Raw genomic sequence first — 20,261 nt, forward strand, 5'->3', positions numbered from 1 at the left:
CCGGTCAGCCCGCCATCGACACGGGTCGCGACCTGATGCTTGCCATCGAGGCGGAAGCCGATGCCATTGTTGAACCAGCCGCCGTTGATCTCGAACTCGTGGCGCGGGCTGCCACCGGATGAACCGATGGCCGAACCATCAAGCAGATCCAGCTCATCGACACCGGGCCGAATCTGGATGCGATCTTCAAGACGGATGGTGTGATAGGCGGAAAGCTGCCAGCGTCCGCCGCTGGGGCGACCACCTGCGCCGCGTCCGCCGCCTGGGCCACCTTGTCTTGCCGTGGACGGGGCGTCGGAAGCAGCAGCTTTGTCGCCTTCTGTCTGGCCTTCGGGTGCTGGCGTGCCCTCCGGTGGGGCAGCCCGGTCCGGGCCGCTGCGATCACCGCGACCACCTCGACCGCCACCTCGGGCACCGTCACCGCCGCGTTCGCCAAAGCGTTTGGAAAAATCGATGCCGTAGCGGATGCGCTCGCTGCTGACATTGGCATAGTTGACCGGCCGCCGGTCGATCGCGATCAACCGCCCGCTGGCATCGCGCGTCACCCGGTCGGGAAAGGCCGCCTCGATTTCGGGGGTCAGCAAGGGAAAGCTGGAGGCGACATTATTGCTGTTGTTGCGGAAATATTCGCCGAGAAAGGTGAAACCGTCGAGCCATTCGGGCCGGTAATTGACCGCCAGCTTGATATCGCGCCGCTTTTCCGCCAGCAGCGCCGGGTTGCCGCCGGTGGTGATCGCCGCCAGCACGGTTTCGCCATTGGCAAAGTCGAAGGTGGTGACATCCGGGGTGATGATGACCGGATTGCCGAGCTGGCTGATCCCGGGTGCCGCTTCCTCGCCGATTGCCGACGCCGTGAACACGAGCCCGTCAAGCGGTTCCCAGTTCAGGCCAAAGCCGAACTCGACCAGACCGCCAAAATCCGACAAGTCTGAATAGCCGAGGTTGCCGTTGACCGACAATTTGCCAATCGCTTCGGTGACATCGATATTCTCGTCGGCCAGCGGTATGTCGATATTGATCCCGGTGCTCAGCCGGTCGCGGCTGAGGTCGGTTCTAGTGATAATCCCGCGCCGTGTTTCCCGGCCGTCCAGCACCTGACGGCCATAGCCTGCACGGATGGTGGTGGTAACGGTGCCGGAGGGCAGGTTGAGAAGGCTGCCGGAGATTGTGGCCAGATTATTGATGGTCTGATCAACCACCCGGGCGCTGTCGGTAACCGGCGCGCCGAGCAACGGGCCAAAGCCGGTCGCCAGCGGATCGACCGTTCCGGCATCAATCGCCGCTTGCAGCGCGCCGATATCGCCGGACCGGTCGGTGTCGCTATTGACCTGGGCGCGCGTATAATCGCTGGTCAGCGACCATTGCCATTCGCTCAGGATACCGTTCAGCGTCAGACCGGCCTGAGCGGTATTGCTTTCCTGCACCCGGTTGAGCGGACCATATTCGGTGAAATAGCGGAACAGCGGATTGCCTCCGACCTGCAACGTGCCATTGGGCAGGCCCTGCAGCCCGCGCGACTTGTCATAGACATAACCGCCGTTCAGCGACAGCGACATGCCATTGTCGAATTGCCGGCTGTAATTGGCATTGAGCTCGACAGTGTCGGATGGCGCCACCAGCGTACGGAATTCTCCCAGATTGACGAGCGCGCCCGCCGCATTCTGGATGATGTCCCGCTCGCTTTCGGTGATCGCCGTGTTGTTCTGCCACTCCAGATTGATATTCACGCGGCTGTTTTTGCCAATCTGGGTGACATTGGTTTCCAGTTCTGACCGGCCCTGGCCCCCTTGAGTCGGCATGCCATATTCCCCGGCCAGGCTGACCCCGGTATAATTATCCTTGAGGATGAAATTGATCACGCGCTGATCGGGGCGATAGCCATAGCGCAGCGCGAGCTCTTCCGGAAAGACCTGTACCGTGCGGATCGCTTCGGGAGGCAGATCGCGGATTTCGCGGAAACCGGAGGTCCGCTGACCATTGATCAGAACCACCGGCCGACCGCTGCCGCGGCCTCGACTCGAGCTGGTCTGCGAAGAGAGAGCTTCGAGCAATTCCTGCACCGAATTGGCACCGTAGCTGGCGATGTCCGCTTCGCTCAGTTCGACCACAGGTGGAATCTCGGTGACGACAGCACCGCGCGGCCGCTCCGCGGTGACGACGATTTCATCGTCGGCATAATCGGATTCCGGTTCGGTGACCTGCGCGCCTGCCGGAGCCGCCACCATCAGGATCGCAAGGACAAGGGGAGATGCGGTAAAAAGGGATTTTGGGGGAGACATCATATCTTGGTTCATAACTTTAATAATGGGGGAGAGAAGATGTCCGAAATGCCATGCAATCGGCGCTAATGGTATATTTTCTTTGTATTAAATTGTCGCAGACACGTTGGCAGAGCAGCCACGGATATTATCATTTTCGCGGATGCAGCTAATCCTTCCCTTTTTGCACATTTGCCGTTATGGCGCACTGCAACACGCGACATTGCCGCAACATCAGGGAAAATGCACCGCCATATGGCAAAAGAAGAATTACTGGAAATGAAGGGGATGGTTCGCGAACTGCTCCCCAACGCCATGTTCCGGGTCGAGCTGGAAAACGGCCACGAAATTTTGGGACATACCGCCGGCAAGATGCGCAAGAATCGCATCCGCGTGCTGGTTGGCGATGAAGTGCTCGTCGAGCTCACTCCTTATGACCTCACCAAGGGTCGCATCACCTATCGTTTCAAGTGACGAGCTGTGGCTCGTCATCCCGGACTTGATTCGGGATCCGGGTCTGTTGTGACACCGCTCTTGCGATTGGACGCTCTGGATGCTGAATCGCGTTCAGCATGACGGAATTGAACATATGAAACTGGTCCTTGCCTCATCCAGCCCGCGGCGTCTGGAACTGCTCGGTCGTCTGGGCGTCACGCCGGACCGGATCGTCTCTCCCGATATTGACGAAACCCCGCGCAAGGGTGAATTGCCGCGCGACTATGTTCTGCGCATGGCGCAGGAAAAGGCCGCTGCCGTCAACCGCGCCGAGGGCGAGCTGCTGCTGGCCGGTGACACCACGGTGGCGGTGGGCCGCCGGATATTGGGGCAAGCCGCCGATGCGGTGGAACAGCGCAAATTTCTGGAACTGGTCAGCGGCCGGCGCCATCATGTGATGTCGGCGGTGTGCGTGATTGCCGCCGATGGCGCCGCGCGCAGCAAATTGTCCGATAGCATTGTCAAGTTCAAGCGCTTCGAGCCGCGCGAGATTGATGGCTATATCGCCTCGGGCGAAGGCCAGGGCAAGGCTGGCGGCTATGCGATCCAGGGCAGCGCAGAAGCCTATGTGACCTGGATGTCGGGCAGCTACAGCGGCATCATGGGGCTTCCGCTTTATGAAACCCGCAATTTGCTGATCAGCGCGGGCTACCCCCTTGGCTGATCTCGCCCGTGGCTGGCTATACGAAGCCGGAATTGGCGAGAACCGCGGGCTGCGGCTGGAAAATGGCGAACTGATCCAGATCCGGGTCGAACGGGACGATGGCCGGGCAAGGGCCGGCGCTGTCGTCGATGCGAAATTCACCCGGCAATGGGTTGCCGGAAAATCCGGAATCGTGACATTGCCAGACGGGCAGGAGGTCTTGCTGCAGCCGCTGCCGCAGGGTCTGACCGAAGGCGCCATGGTCCGGATCGAGATTGTCCGGGCAGCGATGACCGAGCGCGGCGGCCAGGCCAAGCGCGCCAAGGCGCGGCCGGCCGATCCTGACAGCCCTTCGGGCGCAGGACCCGACCTGCTCGCAGAGCTGCATGCATCCGGATTGCCCGTTAGACAGATCCATGCCCATGACGAGGATATATTCTCCCGGCACGGCTGGCACGAAGCGATCGAGCAGGCGGAGACCGGACGGATCGACTTTGACGGTGGCAGCCTGCGGATATCTCTGACCCCCGCGATGACCGTGATCGATGTCGATGGGCCGCTGGCACCCCATGAGCTGGCGAAACGGGCAGCGAAGGAGGTTGCGCTGGCGCAGCTACGGTTCGATATCGCCGGCAATGTCGGGATCGATTTTCCGACCCTGCAAGCCAAGACGGACCGTAGCGACGTTGCTGCGATTTTCGATGAATATATGGCTGCCAATTGCGAACGAACGGCGATCAACGGTTTCGGGTTCATGCAGATCGTCAGCCGCAAGCTGCGGCCATCGGTGCTGGAGATTGTGCAGGCGAGTCGCACTGCCCATGCTGCGCTGCAACTGCTGCGGCAGGCGGAACGGGATCGGGGTAACGGCGCGCTGCGGCTGACCGCACATCCGGCTGTTGCGAACAGATTGCAAGCGCGGGATCTGGAAGAGCTGGCAAAGCGGACCGGGCGCCGCGTTACGGTCGAACCGCTGGCCGATATTCCGATCGATGGCGGTTTGACCGCATAGTGCGCGCCGTCTGGCCGGCGACAGCAATGCTTGCTTTTCCGCTGTCCAATCGTCAAAGCCAGCGCATGACAGATATCATTCTTTACGACTATTGGCGCAGCTCGGCGAGCTATCGGGTGCGCATCGCGCTCAACCTCAAGGGGGTCGCTTACAAGGCGGTCAACACCAGTCTGCTCGACGGCGGCCAGAAGGCGCCGGAATATGTCGCTCGCAACCCGCAGGGCTTTGTGCCGATGCTGTCGATCGACGGCCATGATCTGACCCAGTCGCTGGCGATCATCGACTATCTGGATGCGAAATATGATGATCCGCCGATGGTGTCCCGCGATCCGGTCGAGCGGACAAAGACGCTGGCCCAGGCACTGGTCATCGCGGCGGATATCCATCCGGTGAACAATTTGCGGATCCTGAAATATCTCAAGGATGAACTGAGGCAGGAGCAGGAAAGCATCGACAATTGGTATCGCCACTGGATCGGGGAAGGATTTGCCGCGCTGGAGGCGATGGCTCCCGAAACCGGGCTGTTCGGCGGCGTTCAGCCCAATCTCGCCGATGTCTGTCTGATTCCGCAAATGTATAACGCGCGGCGCTTTGCAACGGATATGAGCCCCTTTCCCAAATTGGCGCGGATCGACGCAGCCTGCAACGAGCGGGAGGCGTTCCGGAAAGCAGTTCCGGAAGCGGTGAAGCCGGCATGAGCAAAAAATGGATTTTGGTGCTGCCGCTGCTGACGCCCCTCTGTCTGGCGAGCGTTCCGGCCTGGGCGCTGGACCGGGCCAACAGCGATACAAGCCAGATTGTCGCCACCGACGGCCGGCCATCGGAGATCATAGTGACCGGATTGCCCGCTTCGCTGGGAGACAATGCGTATAACGCCACCGAGATATCGCTCGAGACGATCCAATCGGTAGAAAATGCGTTGCGTGACGTTCCCGGCCTTCAGCAATTTCGCCGCTCGGACGCCCGCTCCGCAAACCCGACCAGTCAGGGTGTTACGCTACGCGGCCTGGGTGGAAATGCTTCCTCACGTGCCTTGCTGATCCTCGATGGCGTGCCGCAAGCGGATCCCTTCGGCGGATGGGTGGCCTGGCCTGGCTATGACGCACTGGCTTTGAGTAGCGCGAGAATAACGCGGGGCGGCGGGTCCGGTGCAGAGGGGCAGGGGGCCATTGCCGGAACCATCGAACTGTTCAGCGACAATGTCGGCGATCGGATCGAACTGGGTACTGCTTACGGAAGCCGCAACAGCGGCGATGCCGATCTATTGTTCGGCCGCGAACTGGGGCAGGGGCTGCTTACTATATCTGCCAACTATGCCCGTGGCGACGGTTTCATTCCGATCATCGAAGGCCAGCGCGGCTCGGTCGATCGTCCGGCGGAATATGAGCAGGCAGGTCTGGCTGTACGATTTGTCGCACCGCTCTCGGACAGCACCGAATTGCAGGCCAACGTCCGGGCCTTCACCGACGACCGCGAGCGCGGCTTTGCCTTCAGCGAAAATCACAATGACGGCGCGGACGCCAGCATCCGGCTGGTGAACCGCAGCTCCGACTGGCAATGGTCGGCTCTTGGTTATGTCCAGATCCGCAATTTCGATGTCAGCTTTGGCGGGGTTGCGGAGGATCGCAATTCGGTCAGCCGGGTGTTCGAACAATATAATGTGCCCTCCACTGGCCTCGGCGCGCGCTTTGAGGTGCGGCCTCCGGTTGGCGACAATGTTGAACTGCGCATCGGTGGCGACTGGCGCCGGACCGAGGGAGAAACCAAGGAAAATTTCTTCTTCGCCGATAACGATACGCCGCGCCGCAGCCGCAGGGCAGGTGGCAGCACCGCAACCTATGGCGGCTTTGTCGAGGCCAGTGTGCAGGCCAGCGATGCGCTGGTACTGACCGGTGGCGGGCGTGTCGACTTCTGGTCGATCGATGACGGCTTCCGCCGGGAGATTGAGCTGATCAATCCCTTCCCGGGCGCCCTCCGGTCGGATGACATATTCGCCAATCGCAGCGGCAGCGAATTTACCGGGCGGGGCGGATTCGCCTTTCAGGCGAGCGACTTGCTCAGCCTTCGCGGCGCCGCCTATCTGGGGTGGCGCTTGCCGACCTTGAACGAACTGTTCCGGCCCTTCCGGGTCGGTGATGATGCGACCGCCGCGAACGAACTGCTCGAGCCGGAACGGATCAGGGGGGGCGAGCTGGGACTGGACTGGGAGAACGGCATTGCCAGGCTGGGCATCACCGCCTTCTACAATGTGCTGGACAATGCCGTCGCCAACATCACCCTGGCTACCGGACCTGGCAACTTCCCGGGTGTCGGCTTTGTTGCGCCTCGTGCCACCTATAGCCAGCGCCAGAATCTGGAATCTATCGAGTCCAGAGGTATCGAAATTGAGGCAGAATTTGATCTCGGGGCGCTTGCCGACGGTCTGACCGTGCGCACCGGTTATTCCTATGTTGATGCTTCGGTCAATGGTGACGGCGATGCTGCCGCGATCGATGGCTTGCGGCCAGCGCAAGTGCCCCGGCACAATGCGACCGGAACGATCCGCTGGGAACGCGACAATGGCACCGGCGCAAGCCTGTCGGCCCGTTATATCGGTCAGCAGTTCGAGGATGATGTGAATCAACTCAGCCTCGCCGATGCCTTCACTATCGATGGCCGGTTGGCCCTGGCCGTCAATGATCGTCTGCTGGTCGAAACCCGGGTTGAAAATCTGTTCGACGCCCGGGTAGAGGCGGCGATTGCCAGCAATGGAATAATAGAACGTGCCTTTCCCAGGACATTTTGGATTGGACTTCGCGTAGGAATTGAATAAATATTATATATGACCTTTCTGCTTGATGATTTTCTGCCCTACCAGCTGTCCACGGCGTCGAACGCCGTGAGTGACCTGATCGCGAGCGAGTATAAAAGCCGCTTTGGCCTGAAAATACCCGAATGGCGCGTGATGGCGGTACTCGGCACCCGCGGGGCCTCGACCCAGCGGCATCTGGTCGAAGCGACCTTGATGGACAAGGTAACCGTCAATCGCGCAGTCAAGAATCTGGTGGATCGCGCCTTGCTCGATCGCAGTCCGAATAGCGCCGATGGCCGGTCCCACCATCTGTTGCTCAGCGGTACCGGACGCGATCTATACGGCCAGATATTGCCCGCCGCTCAGGCTATGGACAAGAAAATCATGGCAGTGCTCAGCGATGACGAGAAAGCCAAACTTTCCGAAATGCTGGCGAAGATAAAAAAGTCGGCTGACAGCATCGCCAACGCATAAAAAGAGCGGCAGGGGCCTGCCGCTCTCTTAAATTCGTCAGATGGGATTTCCGCTACATCATGGCATCGGAGATCGAGCAGGCCGCAGGGCCGAGGATCACGATGAACAGGGTTGGCAGAATGAACAGGATCAGCGGGATGGTCATGATCGCCGGCAGACGAGCGGCTTTCTCCTCCGCCCGCATCATCCGGTCGTTACGGAATTCTGCAGACAGAACGCGGAGCGAAGACGCCAGCGGTGTACCATATTTTTCGGTCTGGATCATCGTCGTCACGACACCTTTGATATGGTCCAGCGCTACCCGATAGGCCAGATTTTCAAATGCCTGTCGACGCTCGGTCAGAAAGCCCAGTTCGATCGAGGTCAGCGAAAATTCATCGGCCAGTTCCGGATAGGCGCTGCCCAGTTCTTTCGAAACCCGGGCAAAGGCGGTGTCTACGGTCAGACCCGCTTCCGCACAGATAACCAGCAGATCGATGGCGTCCGGCAGACCCTTGCGGATCAGATCGGTCCGTTTGGTGATCAGGTTGTTGACGTAAATATCAGCCCCTTTGTAGCCCAGGATGGCTGACCCGGCAAAGACGCCGAAACGCTTGAGATCCGACCAGTCTCCGAGATAGTTGAACCCATATATCGCCAGCGCCGCACCGCCGCCCAGCACGATTGGCAGAACAAGCCGGCTGAAGATGATGAGAAAGGCGAGATCCTTTGACCGGATGCCGGCCTGAGCCAGTTTCTGCTGCGCTTCCTTGACCTGCGTATCCTGCAGCACCTGCAGTGACGACAGTACATTGCGCATCCGGTCGGTGGTATCATTCTGCTGCACCAGCTTGGCACGCTTCTTGGTGGTCGAAGCCATGATGCCGGCTTTCAACTGCTCCCGGCGCTGGGTCAGAGCCTTGACCCGTTTCGCCATCGGATCGCGCACCGTCACAGCGGCATAGATGGCAAAAAATACCGCACAAGCCGCCACGGCAGACAATATTGTCGCCACCCAGAGGACGTCTACGCCCATCAATGTTGGTCCGCCGCCGGTTGTCATTTGCCTTGCACCTTCAACTTAAATCTCGAAATTGACCATTTTGGCCATGATGAACACGCCGATGCTCATCCAGCACAGCCCGCCAAGGCCAGCGATGATCAGCCGCTCTTCATAGAAAAATCCGGCCAGATAGGTCGGGTTCACGGAGTAAACCAGACCGAACACAATGAACGGCAATGACCCGACGATATAGGCCGACGCCTTGGATTCCGAAGACATTGCCTTGATCTTGAGCTTCATCTGGCCGCGTTTGCGCAGCACGTCGGCAAGGTTGGACAATGTCTCGGCGAGGTTGCCGCCGGTCTCTCGCTGAATCGCCAGAGTGATGCAGAAAAACTTGAACTCGGGCGTTTCCATGCGCTTTGCGCTCTCCTGCAGCGCATCCTCCATCGTCTGGCCGATCTTGATCCGATCGACCACTTTCTGGAATTCCTCACCCACCGGGCCGCCAATTTCCTTGGCAACCACACCGATGGTCTCGGTGACCGGCAGGCCCGAGCGCAGTCCGCGGACCAGCAATTCGATGGCATCCGGAAAGGACGCGGTAAATTTGGCAATCCGCCGGTTGATCAGAAAGCCGACGACGAAATGCGGCAATCCGGCGCCGATCAGAAGTCCGAACGCCAGGCATAGTAATAGCGGTGCGCCTTGCAGCAGCAGCAATCCGGCGACAATCGTGAACAAGCCGCCTGCGGCATAGAAAAAATAGGATAGCGGCCAACCCTTGCCGGTTTTCTCCAGCCGGATCGCCAGCCTTTCCAGCTTGGTCATATTCTCGCCCTTGGGACGAGTGGTCTTGCGCCGGGCCGATAGCGCCTTTTTCATTTGCGCTTCGACCCGTATATTGTCGCTGTCGGAGTGGCGATATTTGACGGTGTCCAGCCGCCGGGCGCTTGACTGGGATAGCGATGGGCCGGCAAATGCAAAGATGAGCAGCAGCAACACCGCCAGCACGCCAACACCCAACATTGCAATTTGCGTCATACCCATCGTTTAATTCCTTGGAAGCTGGAGAAAATCCACAACGGCTTCAGACTTTAGGAGCATCTTCTTTGGCCTTTTTCGAAGGCAGGAAGGACTTGAAATCGCCAAATTTGTCCATGAATGATTTCTTCTCGCCCATGTCATCGGAATCGTCACCACTGCTCACAGATCCGAGCACAAGATTGGTCAGCTCGATGATTTTTGCCGAAGCTTTGCTGGATTTGCCGGCATTGACCATGGCCTGACCCAATTTTGCCGCCTGTGCGGCGGACTTGGCGTCATAAGGGATCATGATATCGATCTTGCGCTCGATCGAACTTTCAAAATCCTGGCGACCAATTTCCAGATTGGCGGTTTGTACCTTGTTGGCGACAACATAGACCTTGCTCTGTGCCGCATGGGATTTCAGCCAGGACAATAAGCGGATACAGTCCCGCGCCGAGGCCAGGGTCAGTTCGGTCACGATGACGGTTGCGTTCACATCACCCAAAAGATGGGGATAGTTGATCAGCATTTCGCGAGGCAAATCAATCACCGTACAGTCGAACGACGCGCGAAATTCTTCCTGTAGCTGGAAGAAGGCGGTACCATCGGTCATGATCGGCGAATTGATTGGCGCTTCGGCGGACAGCAGCGACAATTTCTCGTTGGCCTTGATCATGGCGCGTTCGATGAACAGGCCATCAATCCGGCTTGGATTGTCGATCGCATCGGTCAGCCCGCGACCGGGCTCCAGATCCAGCGACAACGCGCCGGTACCGAAATGAACATCCAGATCCAGCAGAGCGGTCATGCGTTCCTTGTCATGGCTGAGCAACCACGCCACCGAGGTCGCAATCGTGGAGGCACCGACTCCACCGCGGGTGCCGATTACGGCTGTGGAAATATGCGGCTTTTCGACCTGCCCATCATCGCTTTTGGGAGAATTGAGAACCGCCTGTGCCTGCGACAATACGTCGCGCAACTGGTCCGGACTAAACGGCTTCAGCAGATAATCCTGCAGCCCGCTCACGATCAGGTCGCGATACAGGCGCACGTCATTGACCTGCCCCATGGCAACAACAACCGTACCCGGTTCACAGACCTCGGCCAGCGAATTGATATCGCTCAACGGATCACCGGATTCCGACAGGTCGACCAGCAGGATATTGGGGCTGGCAGACACGGAAAGGGTCTGAACCGCATTGCGCAGTCCGCCCTTGTTACATTTGTCGATCGACCAGCCCATTTCTTCGGCAACCGGACGGAGCATCTCCAGAGTGTCATCATCGCAGACAAATGCGGCAAACGGATCACGCCCGTTGACCGAGCCAGGTTTCCAGGGAGCGTTCATTATTGTCCTCCAACTTTCTTGTCACGATAGGCACGAATAGCCTTGGAGGCCTGGGCCTGATCTTCGCCATCGGCATTTTGACCGCGGACCAGATCCTCAGGATCTGCGATCATCGCAGCAAGGGTGCTGTTTGTTCCACAACCGTAGTTGGCGCTCGTCCGCACCTGAAAATCGGTGTGGCTGCGATGGCTGTAATCGGGGCATCCTGGTACCGAAGCGGTGCTGCGCGATACCACGACCCGCATCAGCCCGGCCGGGATATGGCCTTCGGTGACTGGTGCCGTGTCGCTGATCAGCAGGCCGTAGCTGGCGACAATATTTTCAACCGCTGCCTTCGCCCCGGTGCTCGCCGAATAGCTGGGATCATCGATCGATACGCGATCGCCATAACCAAGATCGAGCGCATCGAACCAGCCGGCCAGGCGTTCCTGTTCGGCAGCGGACAGGCCGCCGTGGCCGGCGCTCAGATCGAGAACGAAGTTCGATTTGGAAACGACCGGCTGGCGTTCGCTATAGACGCTGCGGTTGGCGGTGGTGCTGCCACAGGCCGTAACCGAGAGCCCGACGGCGGTGATAAGGGCCATTGAAACGATGCGCATGATCTCTTCTCCTGATCGAGCTTATTTGTCGAAGCTGAAACCGGGGGCCGTGCCGCCGGATTTCTTGGATTTTCTGGCCGAGCTGACCGGCGCCGTGGTTTCCAGGCTACCAAAAGTCTGCTGTGGTGGTGACGTCGGAGCCACGGTCGGCTTGGGGCGATCGCCGCCGGTCCCCGAATGGTTGCGGTTCATCAGGAACCGTTCCGCATCATTCGCAGCCTTGAAGCCGTCGGTCGGCAACACGATCTCGCTGTCGCTGACCGGTTTCACCAGATAAGGGGTGACGACGATCATCAACTCGGTTTCATTGCGGCGATAGCCGTCGGACTTGAACAAGGTCCCCAGGATCGGAACATCGGCCAGACCCGGGGTCTTGTCGATCGCCGAGTTATAACTGTTCTGCATCAGTCCCGCGATCATGAAGCTTTCGCCCGACCCCAGTTCGACGGTTGTTTCCGCCCGCCGGGTCGATACTGCCGGAATGCTGAAACCGTTAAGGATGACGGCACCGTTGGAGGAGATTTCAGAAACCTCCGGGGCAACGCGGATTGAAATCCGGCCATTCGAAAGCACGGTTGGCGTGTAGGACAGGCTGACACCGAAATTCTTGTACTGAACGGAAACTTCACCCAGACCGGTAGACATCGGTATCGGGAACTCGCCGCCTGCCAGGAAGGTGGCCGTCTCGCCCGAAATCGTCGTCAGATTGGGCGACGCCAGCGTGCTGACCAGTCCGACGCGCTCGGAGACATCAAGCGCAGTGGCAATGTCGAGGCCAAAAAGCCGACCTGCCGCCTGAATGGTGTTCAGGCCCGAGCTGCCGGTGTAATTGAACGCGGTTCCGCCCGGCGTCACGAATTGGCCGGTGGTGGGGTTGAATGGTAGCGAGATCGAGCCAGCTGGCAAACCAAATAGCTGCGATGCATCCAGATTGGGAAAACCCGCCGTATTGAAATCGGTGATCGAGCCAAAGTTGCGACCACGCGAAACCCCGAACTGAAATCCGCCGGTGGTATCGCGGGTGAGCAGATTGCCGTTGATTTCTTTGGCAAGCGACCGGCTGACCTCGGCAAAGCGAACCCTCAGATTGACCTGCATCGGGGTCGCCGTTTTCAGTCGACTGACAACGCGAGTGGCATCACCGACAAAAGCCTGGACCAGATTTTCCGCTTCCTCCGCATCATCCGGATTGGCGATGGTGCCAGTCAGCAGGACGAAATTATTGGTCGTGCTGACCGCGATATTGGCTTCCGGCATCGCCAGGCTCAACATCTGGTCAATCGACGAAATCTCTGCGCCAACGGCGACTTCTGCGGAATAAATCACTTTGCCGGACGCGCTGGTCGCGTAAAAGCTGGTCTGACCGCCCTTTTTGCCGAAAATATAGATTTGCCGCGGTGATCTTACCTGGACGTCGGCGATGGTATTTTCCGCAATGAAAATATCTTCAATCGGTGACGGCAGGGTGATCAGCTTGCCCCGGCCAACCGCGACAGAGATGCGGGAGTCCGGCTGCGAGATACTAACCGATTGGGCGTTGAGAGCAGTGGTGCTGTTGGCAGCCAGAGCCAAGGCGAGGGCGGCAGCGACGGCGACGCCCATTGCCTTTTTCGCCGAACGGCTATGCTGTGCATATTCTACGGCCATTACTTGTCTCCAAATTCGATATCATTGACCGTATTGCCACGGGCCACGCGGACGACTGGTCCTTTGGGTTTTTCCTTGGCGGCGAGCGGCGGCGGCGAGCGGGTTTCAAAACGCGATACGTCGCCCCCGGTCGAGAAAGTTGATTTTGTGCTGGTTGGCCGCGCTGCCAGCGAACGGATCATATCGGCTTCCGCAACCGGATCGTCCGTTTTCGGCAATTTGATCGCGCCGGATGCAATGGCTTCTTCCAGTTCGGCGGCGCTGTCAGCCAGCGAGCGCAGTGACAGGCTCAAGGTGCCCAGAGTCTGGGCAACGGAGATCTGCTCGGCAATTTTGGGAGTGGCTTCGAGGGTGACCAGCTTCGCTTTCTGGGCGAACTGCTGCCCCTCTTCGTTTTTCGATGCGACAACTCGGTTGTCGGTGGCCAGCACCCGCAAGTTGCGGATCACGGTTTCGGAAACCTTGAGCTCCGGCCCTTCGCCTTGAACCGACTGGGTCAGCATCAGGTCGACCCGGTCACCCGGGAATACAAAGCCGGCGACGCCGGTCAGGCCGGATACGGGAATAGTGACGGCGCGCATGCCGGGGCCAAGCGCAGCGGCAAGGAAACCGCGATCACCCGGCGCTACAAGAGATCCCTTGGTAAGTGGCTGGCCAGCGGTGACCGGATTGCGGACAACCGTCCCGGCGAGCAATTCCACATTGGTACCTTCCTTCATGAAATACGCTTCTTCAATCAGGTCCTTCGGCCACGGCTGGAACCGGAAACTGTCGGGCGTGATGATCGTGCCAACAGGAAGTGCACGGGTTGCGACGAGAACTTCCTCGCCGACCACTTCAGCCTTCTTCGCTGCGACTTGAGGCGCGGAGGCACCATCAAACATATTCTTTGCGAGCAGCGCCGTGACCGCAGCCACGATCAGCGCACCAACCAGCAAAATGATCTTCTTCTTGTCCATGACGTCTCACGCCTCCTGAATGCCCCCCGCCCCTTTGGTTCTGTTGGCGGTCACTGCCTCTTTCGAGGAAAATGGTTAAAATATCGTTTGTGAACTATGCCCCGTTATGCCCCAGATCGTCCAAAGCCCGGAAAATGCGATGGCGACACCGTAAGGCACCTTTATGGCCCCCTCGGTCTTTCGTATTTGCCTGCCGATCATCATTAACAGCGTCAGCAGACCGCCAGCGATCGACATGATCACCAGCAACTCGAGAAAGGTCAGCCAATGCATCCACAATGCCATGGCGGTCAGCAGTTTGACGTCACCGCCGCCCATGGCGCCGATCGCGAACATTCCGGCAAATATGGTAAATATGATAGCAGCCAAACCAATCTGCCCGATCATATCCGGCCAGAAGGCCATGCCGCTGAATATCCAGTATAGCGGTGCGCCCAAAGCAATGACGAGATTGAGCCAATTGGAAATATGACGACTTTTGAGATCGGTAACCGCTGCAACAATCAGTGCAATTGCCAATCCGCCCCAGAGCAAGTAGATGAAGGTCTCGTTATCCATGGCCAGAGCGTTTAGCCAATTTGCCTTACCAAATAGTAACCACAATAGCCGGAGCGATTTTGTCTTCCGAACCAGTGACAACGATAAAGCGTGATATGACAGACTTGAAAGATAAGCGCTTTGATCGCCGGTCCATTCCACCCGAGATTGTAGAGGGGTCCTGGATTGGCCCGGATGGCTGGAAATTCCGGCGACTGGACTGGATGCAGGACCGGCCGCGCGGCTCAGTCCTGTTCATGACCGGACGGGCAGATTTTTACGAAAAATATCTGGAAACATTTCACGATTTCCACACGCAGGGCTGGAATGTCACCTCGGTAGACTGGCGCGGGCAGGGCGGATCGGGCCGTTGCGGCCCGCACCCGCACGTCGGCCATATTGACGATTTCGCCACCTGGGTGGAGGATTTGGTGGCGCTAAATGATCAATGGCGCACCAGCCATGCCGGGCCGCATGTCGTTTTGGGTCACAGTCTGGGAGGGCATTTGGTGCTGCGCGCGCTGATCGAGCAACGGATCCATCCCGACGCAGCCATATTGAGCGCACCGATGCTCGCTCTTGCCGGCGGCGGTATGCCGGAATGGGCCGCGCAGGCGATCGCCAAGTTCATGTGCGCCATCGGCCGGGCCAAACGGCGGGCGTGGAAGCCGAATGAAGATCCGCTGGAACCTTATGTGCCTCGTCAGGCTTTGCTGACTCACGATGCCGACCGCTATGCTGACGAGTTTTTCTGGTTTCGTGAGCGGCCTTTCGTGCGGCTGGGACCGGCAAGCTGGCGCTGGGTCGAACGGGCTTATGCCTCGACCCGAAAATTGCGCGACCGGCATAGGCTGATGCAGATGGACATACCGGTGCTGGTGCTGGCGATGTCTTCCGACGAACTGGTCGATCATGCAACGATCGAACGCGCTGTGCACCTTATGCCCAAGGCCGAGATGACATTATTCGGTCCGGAATCCGCCCATGAAATATTTCGCGAAGTTGATGAAGTGCGTGGTGCGGCGCTCAAGGCCTGCTTTGGTTTTCTCGACCGGGTCGCGCCCCGGAGATGAAGCATTTTGATGTCGCCATCATCGGTGCCGGTATCGCCGGAGCCAGCATCGCCTCTGAAATCGGAGCGCATCGATCGGTGCTGTTGCTCGAGGCCGAGGATCATCCCGGCTATCATGCCACCGGGCGCTCCGCAGCTTTCTGGACGGAAAGCTATGGTGGGCCGCTGGTCCAGCCTCTGACAACCGCTTCGCGGGATTTTCTGGAAAGCCCGCCCCCGGAATTTTCGTCCACCGGCTTCCTTGGTCCGCGCGGTGCGATCAACATCGCGCGCAGTGATCAGCCGGATCTGGCCGACCAGTTTCTGGCGGATTTTGCCGACAATGGTCTCGCCATGGAAAGATGGTCCTGGACGCAGACCGCTGCGCTCATTCCGGAACTGAAGCCGGTCTGGACTCAAGCAGTATACGAACCGGACTGCTGTGATATCGATGTCGCCGCGCTGCACGCCGCCTATCTGCGAGATGCGAGGCGCAAGGCTGTCGATCTTGTCTGCCGGGCACCGGTCAGCCAGATCCGCAAATCGGACGGGCACTGGGAGCTGGTCGCCAGCGGCGAAACCTATCGAGCGACGGTGCTGGTCAATGCGGCCGGGGCCTGGGCCGATAAAGTTGCCCGACTGGCGGGAGTCAAACCGGTCGGCATACAGCCCTTGATCCGCAATATGGTCCAGATCGAAACCGATCCTCCTTCGACGCGCGACAGACCGTTGGTGGTCGGGCTGGATGGCAGTTTTTATTTCAAACCGGAAGCGGGGGGCAGCTACTGGCTGAGCCCGCATGATGAAATTCCGGCCGAGCCAGGCGATGTCGCTCCGGACGAGCTGAGCGTTGCCATGGCGATCGACCGGTTTGAAAAAGTGCTCGATGTGCGGGTCATGCGGGTCAGCCGGAAATGGGCAGGTCTGCGCAGCTTTGCCCCGGATCGGCTGCCCGTAATCGGATATGATATTGCAAGCCCGGATTTCTTCTGGTTCGCCGGGCAGGGCGGATTTGGCATCCAGACCGCTCCGGCGACAGCGAAACTGGCCCGTTCGCTGTTGCTGAACCAGCCGATGGATGAATGCCTGCGCACGATCGATACCAGCCTCTACGCGGCATCGCGCTTCTCTTAGACACTCAGATATTTATGCTTCGAGAGGATCGAAAGGGCGCAAATATTCGTTAAAATGCTGTCCGCTCAATCGAAAAAAGCGGCCTGGCGGCGGGCACAGAAGGCAATGGCTAGAAATTGTTCCGGGCGATATTGAGCGCGGCGTCGCTCGCCAGTTGGTCGGCGCGCTCGTTATCGGCATCGCCGTCATGGCCTCTGACCCAGTGCCACTCTATCTGATGCGGTTCGACCGCCTTTAACAATTCCTGCCAGAGATCGGCATTCTTGACCGGCTTTCTGGCGGCGGTCCGCCAGCCGTTCTTCTGCCAGCCAAATATCCATTTGGTGATGCCATCCTTGACATAGGTGCTGTCGATCGACAGCTTGACCTTGCAGGGCCGCTTGAGCGCGTTGAGCGCCTCGATCGCGGCGCGCAGTTCCATCCGGTTGTTGGTCGTATCCGGTTCGCCGCCGGAAATCTCCTTTTCCTTGTCGCCCAATCGGATCAACGCACCCCAGCCGCCAGGTCCAGGATTGCCCTTGCACGCGCCGTCGGTGGCGATCTCCACGCATTGCGATTGGTTCATGAGGTAAAAATATCCGGATTCTTCTGATAATATTGCAGCCGATGGAGAAAGGCCTGAGGGTCCTTGCGCGTCACCAGCGCACCGGCCGGCGTGTTGATCCAGTCATAGGCCCGTGTGAGCAGAAAGCGCAGCGCGGCACCCCGGGCAAGCACGGACAGCGCACCGCGTTCGGCATTGCTGAGTGTGAAGGCCGAAGCATAACCACCGATCAAGGCCCGCGATATCGGCGCCTGAAACGCCGTGCCATCCTCGGAAAAGCACCAGGCTGCGTGGGTTACCGCCAGATCATAGGCACGGATATCGGTGCAGGAAAAATAAAAGTCGATCAGGCCGGTCACCTGATCGCCCAGCATCAACACATTGTCGGGAAACAGATCGGCATGAATGGCCGATCGGGGCAATTCATGGGGCCAATGCTCGTCCAGATGATCCAGTTCCCCGGCAATCACCTGCGCCAGACCGGGAGCAATTTTTCCGAGCTCGGCGGTCCCGCATTGGTCCGCCAGTGCGCGCCAGCCATCATGATCGAGAATATTGCGCCGTTCCCGATCAAAATTCGCCAGCGCCTCGTGCATGTCTCCCAGCGCCTGGCCGGTCGACCGGGCTTGCGCTTCGGTGGGGTGACTGACCGACACGCCGGGCAGAAACATGATCAGGCAAGCGCTGCGACCGCATAATTTCTGGATCTTCTGGCCTTCGCGGTCGGCAATCATCGGCGGCACCAGACAGCCATGCGCCGCCAGATGGTCGAGCAAGGCGATGAAGAACGGCAGATCCGCAGGATCGACCCGTTTTTCATATAAGGTCAGGATATATTTGCCTTGCGTCGTCTCGAGCAGATAATTGCTGTTCTCGACGCCTTCGGCAATGCCTTTGGCGGACACCAATGTGCCCACATTGAAGCGACCCAGAAACTGACCGATTTCCTCCGCACTAACCCTGGTATAGACCGCCATCAGGCCGCTTCGAGACCACGCGGCAGTTTGAAGATCATCTTTTCCTCGGCGGTCTTGACCTTTTCCATCCGGATTTCGAAATGTTCTCCGAGCAGGGTCATCACTTCCTGCACCAATATTTCCGGAGCCGAGGCGCCGGCGGTCAGTCCCACTCTGCTGATGCCGTCCAGCCAGGCGAGGTCGATCTCGTCAGCCCGCTGGATCAGTTTGGCAGCAGAACCGCAACGCTCGGCCACTTCGACCAGGCGCAGGCTGTTCGAGCTGTTGGGTGCGCCGATGACCAGCACCAGATCACAATCTTCGGCGATTTTCTTCACTGCATCCTGGCGATTGGATGTGGCGTAGCAAATATCTTCCCCTTTCGGCCCGACAATATTGGGAAAGCGCGCTTGCAACGCGTCGACAATGGCATGCGTGTCATCGACGGACAGGGTAGTCTGCGTCAGAAAGGCCAGCGAGTCAGGATCCTCGGGCTGCAACGCGGCAACGTCTTCCAGCGTCTCCACCAATGTCATCTGGCCATCCTCGACTTGGCCGAAGGTCCCGATGACTTCGGGATGATTGGCGTGGCCGACAAAGATGATATGCCGCCCGGCTTCGGTCTGCCGTTCCGCCTGGCGATGCACTTTGGACACCAGGGGGCAGGTCGCATCAAGATATTCCAGCCCGCGCTCTTCCGCCTTGTGCGGCACCGCTTTTGGCACGCCATGGGCAGAAAATACCACCGGTACGCCATCTGGCACTTCATCCAGTTCCTCGACAAATATCGCGCCCAGTTTCTTCAGTTCATCCACGACATAGCGGTTATGGACGATTTCGTGCCGAACATAGACCGGCGCTCCATATTTTTTTATCGACAGCTCGACGATTTTTATCGCCCTGTCGACGCCGGCGCAAAAGCCGCGGGGTGTGGCCACAAGCAAGTCTATCTGCCGTTTCTGCTTATCGGAATGAATCATGTATGTTCCTTTAGGGAATAAGTGTCCCGGCGAAAAGCCCATCCGTTCATCTTATGGACGGTTGCACCGCATTAAAGGCCCAGATAAGGGTTGCGAACTTTTATCGGTGCGCATGGAGCCTATGTGTGTAGTCCGTGATCAAAGGCAAGGATTGAAAATGATGGCGAATGGCCGGTTTGAGAAAATGATATTGGCGGCGGTCACGGTCTTGGCCGTTAGCGGATGTGCGAGAGACGGCGCAATCGATGTCAGTTCCGGGGTCGGCATTGCGGTTACCCGCTCCGGCTGTCCAGCGGTTGCGGTTCCCAATCATACCGGCGATATCACCATCTTCAATCCCGTGAACAGCACCCATGCGAGCGCCATTGACGTGGTCGCCAACATCACCAATGTCCGCTCGACCTGCAACAGCGAAGGCGCGCGGATTTATACCGAAGCGACGTTTGACGTCTATGCATCGCGCACCCAGCCGACCGGTGCCCGCACCGTTACCATTCCCTATTTTGCCACCGTTATCCAAGGCGGCACCGCAGTGGTGTCGAAACGGGTCAACACTGTAACGCTGCAATTTGCCGATGGTGCCTATCGGGCAAGCGCTTCGGGCAAGGCAGGATCCTATATCGATGCCTCCGCTGCACGTTTGCCGGAAGATGTGGTCGAGCGGCTCACCCGCAGGCGCAAGCCGGGAGATCCGGATGCGGCGCTCGATCCGCTGGCCGACCCGACGATCAAGGCCGCCGTTGCCCGCTCGTCTTTCGAACTGCTGATCGGTTTTCAGCTGACCCCGGCACAGTTGCAATATAACGCTACCCGATAAGGGTC

At 58.9% G+C, this 20,261-nt stretch carries 20 protein-coding genes; 9 read left to right on the forward strand and 11 right to left on the reverse strand.

Translation table 11 applies throughout. From position 1 onward, the window contains the following. On the reverse strand, nucleotides 1-2,282 hold a 2,282-nt coding region (locus ACEW8J_RS09935; RefSeq protein ID WP_373491483.1), incomplete at its 3' end, for an ABC transporter ATP-binding protein. Nucleotides 2,283-2,513: 231 nt separating this feature from the next. On the opposite strand from ACEW8J_RS09935, the gene infA reads away from it, so the two are divergent. The 6 genes from infA (at nucleotide 2,514) to ACEW8J_RS09965 (ending at nucleotide 7,673) form a co-directional block, all read left to right on the forward strand. Beyond that, complete coding sequence (gene infA / locus ACEW8J_RS09940) at nucleotides 2,514-2,732, forward strand: translation initiation factor IF-1 (protein ID WP_066742521.1); 219 nt, start codon at nucleotides 2,514-2,516, stop codon at nucleotides 2,730-2,732. A 115-nt stretch (nucleotides 2,733-2,847) separates the two neighbouring features. Next, complete coding sequence (locus ACEW8J_RS09945; RefSeq protein WP_373491484.1) at nucleotides 2,848-3,417, forward strand: nucleoside triphosphate pyrophosphatase; 570 nt, start codon at nucleotides 2,848-2,850, stop codon at nucleotides 3,415-3,417. Then, nucleotides 3,410-4,408 (forward strand): ribonuclease E/G, encoded by a 999-nt coding sequence (locus ACEW8J_RS09950; RefSeq protein WP_373491485.1) that lies wholly within the window; start codon nucleotides 3,410-3,412, stop codon nucleotides 4,406-4,408. The genes ACEW8J_RS09945 and ACEW8J_RS09950 overlap by 8 nt, the downstream gene beginning before the upstream one ends. A gap of 65 nt (nucleotides 4,409-4,473) precedes the next feature. Continuing rightward, nucleotides 4,474-5,106, forward strand: a complete 633-nt coding sequence (gene maiA, locus ACEW8J_RS09955; protein WP_373491486.1) for a maleylacetoacetate isomerase — start codon at nucleotides 4,474-4,476, stop codon at nucleotides 5,104-5,106. After that, nucleotides 5,103-7,220 carry a TonB-dependent receptor gene (locus tag ACEW8J_RS09960; protein ID WP_373491487.1) on the forward strand — a complete coding sequence of 706 codons (2,118 nt, stop codon included), beginning with the start codon at nucleotides 5,103-5,105 and terminating at the stop codon, nucleotides 7,218-7,220. The genes maiA and ACEW8J_RS09960 overlap by 4 nt, the downstream gene beginning before the upstream one ends. A 9-nt stretch (nucleotides 7,221-7,229) precedes the next feature. Then, on the forward strand, nucleotides 7,230-7,673 hold the full coding sequence (locus ACEW8J_RS09965) for a MarR family winged helix-turn-helix transcriptional regulator (protein WP_373491488.1): 444 nt from the start codon (nucleotides 7,230-7,232) through the stop codon (nucleotides 7,671-7,673). A 52-nt stretch (nucleotides 7,674-7,725) separates the two neighbouring features. On the opposite strand, the gene ACEW8J_RS09970 is transcribed toward ACEW8J_RS09965, so the two are convergent. The 7 genes from ACEW8J_RS09970 to ACEW8J_RS10000 all read right to left on the reverse strand — a co-directional run bounded on the left by ACEW8J_RS09970 (nucleotide 7,726) and on the right by ACEW8J_RS10000 (nucleotide 14,795). Continuing rightward, nucleotides 7,726-8,688, reverse strand: a complete 963-nt coding sequence (locus ACEW8J_RS09970) for a type II secretion system F family protein (protein ID WP_373491489.1) — start codon at nucleotides 8,686-8,688, stop codon at nucleotides 7,726-7,728. 45 nt (nucleotides 8,689-8,733) lie between these two features. Then, nucleotides 8,734-9,705: a type II secretion system F family protein gene (locus ACEW8J_RS09975; protein WP_373491490.1), complete on the reverse strand. Its 972-nt coding sequence runs from the start codon at nucleotides 9,703-9,705 to the stop codon at nucleotides 8,734-8,736. Nucleotides 9,706-9,745: 40 nt separating this feature from the next. Then, nucleotides 9,746-11,032 carry a CpaE family protein gene (locus ACEW8J_RS09980; RefSeq protein WP_373491491.1) on the reverse strand — a complete coding sequence of 429 codons (1,287 nt, stop codon included), beginning with the start codon at nucleotides 11,030-11,032 and terminating at the stop codon, nucleotides 9,746-9,748. Then, on the reverse strand, nucleotides 11,032-11,631 hold the full coding sequence (locus ACEW8J_RS09985) for a CpaD family pilus assembly protein (RefSeq protein WP_373491492.1): 600 nt from the start codon (nucleotides 11,629-11,631) through the stop codon (nucleotides 11,032-11,034). Before ACEW8J_RS09985 ends, ACEW8J_RS09980 begins: the two co-directional genes overlap by 1 nt. 21 nt (nucleotides 11,632-11,652) lie before the next feature. Beyond that, nucleotides 11,653-13,278, reverse strand: coding sequence for a type II and III secretion system protein family protein (locus tag ACEW8J_RS09990; protein WP_373491493.1), 1,626 nt, complete (start codon nucleotides 13,276-13,278; stop codon nucleotides 11,653-11,655). Next, entirely contained in the window at nucleotides 13,278-14,237 is a 960-nt protein-coding gene (gene cpaB / locus ACEW8J_RS09995; protein ID WP_373491494.1) for a Flp pilus assembly protein CpaB, read from the reverse strand. The genes ACEW8J_RS09990 and cpaB overlap by 1 nt, the downstream gene beginning before the upstream one ends. 75 nt (nucleotides 14,238-14,312) lie before the next feature. Next, on the reverse strand, nucleotides 14,313-14,795 hold the full coding sequence (locus ACEW8J_RS10000; protein ID WP_373491495.1) for a prepilin peptidase: 483 nt from the start codon (nucleotides 14,793-14,795) through the stop codon (nucleotides 14,313-14,315). A gap of 95 nt (nucleotides 14,796-14,890) precedes the next feature. Between ACEW8J_RS10000 and ACEW8J_RS10005 the strand changes: the two genes are divergently transcribed. Together ACEW8J_RS10005 and ACEW8J_RS10010 are read left to right on the forward strand one after the other, a co-directional pair. Further along, nucleotides 14,891-15,847 (forward strand): alpha/beta fold hydrolase, encoded by a 957-nt coding sequence (locus ACEW8J_RS10005; RefSeq protein WP_373491496.1) that lies wholly within the window; start codon nucleotides 14,891-14,893, stop codon nucleotides 15,845-15,847. Beyond that, the gene (locus ACEW8J_RS10010; protein ID WP_373491497.1) at nucleotides 15,844-16,959 is read left to right on the forward strand and encodes an NAD(P)/FAD-dependent oxidoreductase; all 1,116 of its coding nucleotides are present in this window, start codon (nucleotides 15,844-15,846) and stop codon (nucleotides 16,957-16,959) included. The genes ACEW8J_RS10005 and ACEW8J_RS10010 overlap by 4 nt, the downstream gene beginning before the upstream one ends. A gap of 109 nt (nucleotides 16,960-17,068) precedes the next feature. Here the strand turns inward: ACEW8J_RS10010 and rnhA are convergent, their stop codons facing one another. The 3 genes from rnhA to ispH are packed head-to-tail and all read right to left on the reverse strand — an operon-like array spanning nucleotide 17,069 to nucleotide 19,439. Beyond that, the gene (gene rnhA, locus ACEW8J_RS10015) at nucleotides 17,069-17,524 is read right to left on the reverse strand and encodes a ribonuclease HI (protein WP_373491498.1); all 456 of its coding nucleotides are present in this window, start codon (nucleotides 17,522-17,524) and stop codon (nucleotides 17,069-17,071) included. After that, nucleotides 17,521-18,480 (reverse strand): homoserine kinase, encoded by a 960-nt coding sequence (thrB, locus tag ACEW8J_RS10020; RefSeq protein WP_373491499.1) that lies wholly within the window; start codon nucleotides 18,478-18,480, stop codon nucleotides 17,521-17,523. The genes rnhA and thrB overlap by 4 nt, the downstream gene beginning before the upstream one ends. After that, on the reverse strand, nucleotides 18,480-19,439 hold the full coding sequence (ispH, locus tag ACEW8J_RS10025) for a 4-hydroxy-3-methylbut-2-enyl diphosphate reductase (protein ID WP_373491500.1): 960 nt from the start codon (nucleotides 19,437-19,439) through the stop codon (nucleotides 18,480-18,482). The genes thrB and ispH overlap by 1 nt, the downstream gene beginning before the upstream one ends. A 157-nt stretch (nucleotides 19,440-19,596) precedes the next feature. Between ispH and ACEW8J_RS10030 the strand changes: the two genes are divergently transcribed. Further along, nucleotides 19,597-20,256, forward strand: a complete 660-nt coding sequence (locus ACEW8J_RS10030; RefSeq protein ID WP_373491501.1) for a hypothetical protein — start codon at nucleotides 19,597-19,599, stop codon at nucleotides 20,254-20,256. The last annotated feature ends 5 nt before the right edge of the window (nucleotides 20,257-20,261 follow it).

Origin of the sequence: Parasphingorhabdus sp. (genome assembly GCF_041748495.1) — a bacterium.
Taxonomy (GTDB): domain Bacteria; phylum Pseudomonadota; class Alphaproteobacteria; order Sphingomonadales; family Sphingomonadaceae; genus Parasphingorhabdus.

Bases quoted from the DNA above. Each gene is read 5' to 3' on its own strand.
- ACEW8J_RS10030 (WP_373491501.1), top strand. From the start codon at position 19,597: ATGATGGCGAATGGCCGGTTTGAGAAAATGATATTGGCGGCGGTCACG.
- cpaB (WP_373491494.1), bottom strand. From the start codon at position 14,237: ATGGACAAGAAGAAGATCATTTTGCTGGTTGGTGCGCTGATCGTGGCT.
- ACEW8J_RS09965 (WP_373491488.1), top strand. From the start codon at position 7,230: ATGACCTTTCTGCTTGATGATTTTCTGCCCTACCAGCTGTCCACGGCG.
- infA (WP_066742521.1), top strand. From the start codon at position 2,514: ATGGCAAAAGAAGAATTACTGGAAATGAAGGGGATGGTTCGCGAACTG.
- thrB (WP_373491499.1), bottom strand. From the start codon at position 18,480: ATGGCGGTCTATACCAGGGTTAGTGCGGAGGAAATCGGTCAGTTTCTG.
- ACEW8J_RS10000 (WP_373491495.1), bottom strand. From the start codon at position 14,795: ATGGATAACGAGACCTTCATCTACTTGCTCTGGGGCGGATTGGCAATT.
- ACEW8J_RS09980 (WP_373491491.1), bottom strand. From the start codon at position 11,032: ATGAACGCTCCCTGGAAACCTGGCTCGGTCAACGGGCGTGATCCGTTT.
- ACEW8J_RS09990 (WP_373491493.1), bottom strand. From the start codon at position 13,278: ATGGCCGTAGAATATGCACAGCATAGCCGTTCGGCGAAAAAGGCAATG.
- ACEW8J_RS09970 (WP_373491489.1), bottom strand. From the start codon at position 8,688: ATGGGCGTAGACGTCCTCTGGGTGGCGACAATATTGTCTGCCGTGGCG.
- ACEW8J_RS09960 (WP_373491487.1), top strand. From the start codon at position 5,103: ATGAGCAAAAAATGGATTTTGGTGCTGCCGCTGCTGACGCCCCTCTGT.
- ACEW8J_RS09985 (WP_373491492.1), bottom strand. From the start codon at position 11,631: ATGCGCATCGTTTCAATGGCCCTTATCACCGCCGTCGGGCTCTCGGTT.
- ACEW8J_RS10005 (WP_373491496.1), top strand. From the start codon at position 14,891: ATGACAGACTTGAAAGATAAGCGCTTTGATCGCCGGTCCATTCCACCC.
- ACEW8J_RS10010 (WP_373491497.1), top strand. From the start codon at position 15,844: ATGAAGCATTTTGATGTCGCCATCATCGGTGCCGGTATCGCCGGAGCC.
- ACEW8J_RS09975 (WP_373491490.1), bottom strand. From the start codon at position 9,705: ATGGGTATGACGCAAATTGCAATGTTGGGTGTTGGCGTGCTGGCGGTG.
- ispH (WP_373491500.1), bottom strand. From the start codon at position 19,439: ATGATTCATTCCGATAAGCAGAAACGGCAGATAGACTTGCTTGTGGCC.
- ACEW8J_RS09945 (WP_373491484.1), top strand. From the start codon at position 2,848: ATGAAACTGGTCCTTGCCTCATCCAGCCCGCGGCGTCTGGAACTGCTC.
- rnhA (WP_373491498.1), bottom strand. From the start codon at position 17,524: ATGAACCAATCGCAATGCGTGGAGATCGCCACCGACGGCGCGTGCAAG.
- maiA (WP_373491486.1), top strand. From the start codon at position 4,474: ATGACAGATATCATTCTTTACGACTATTGGCGCAGCTCGGCGAGCTAT.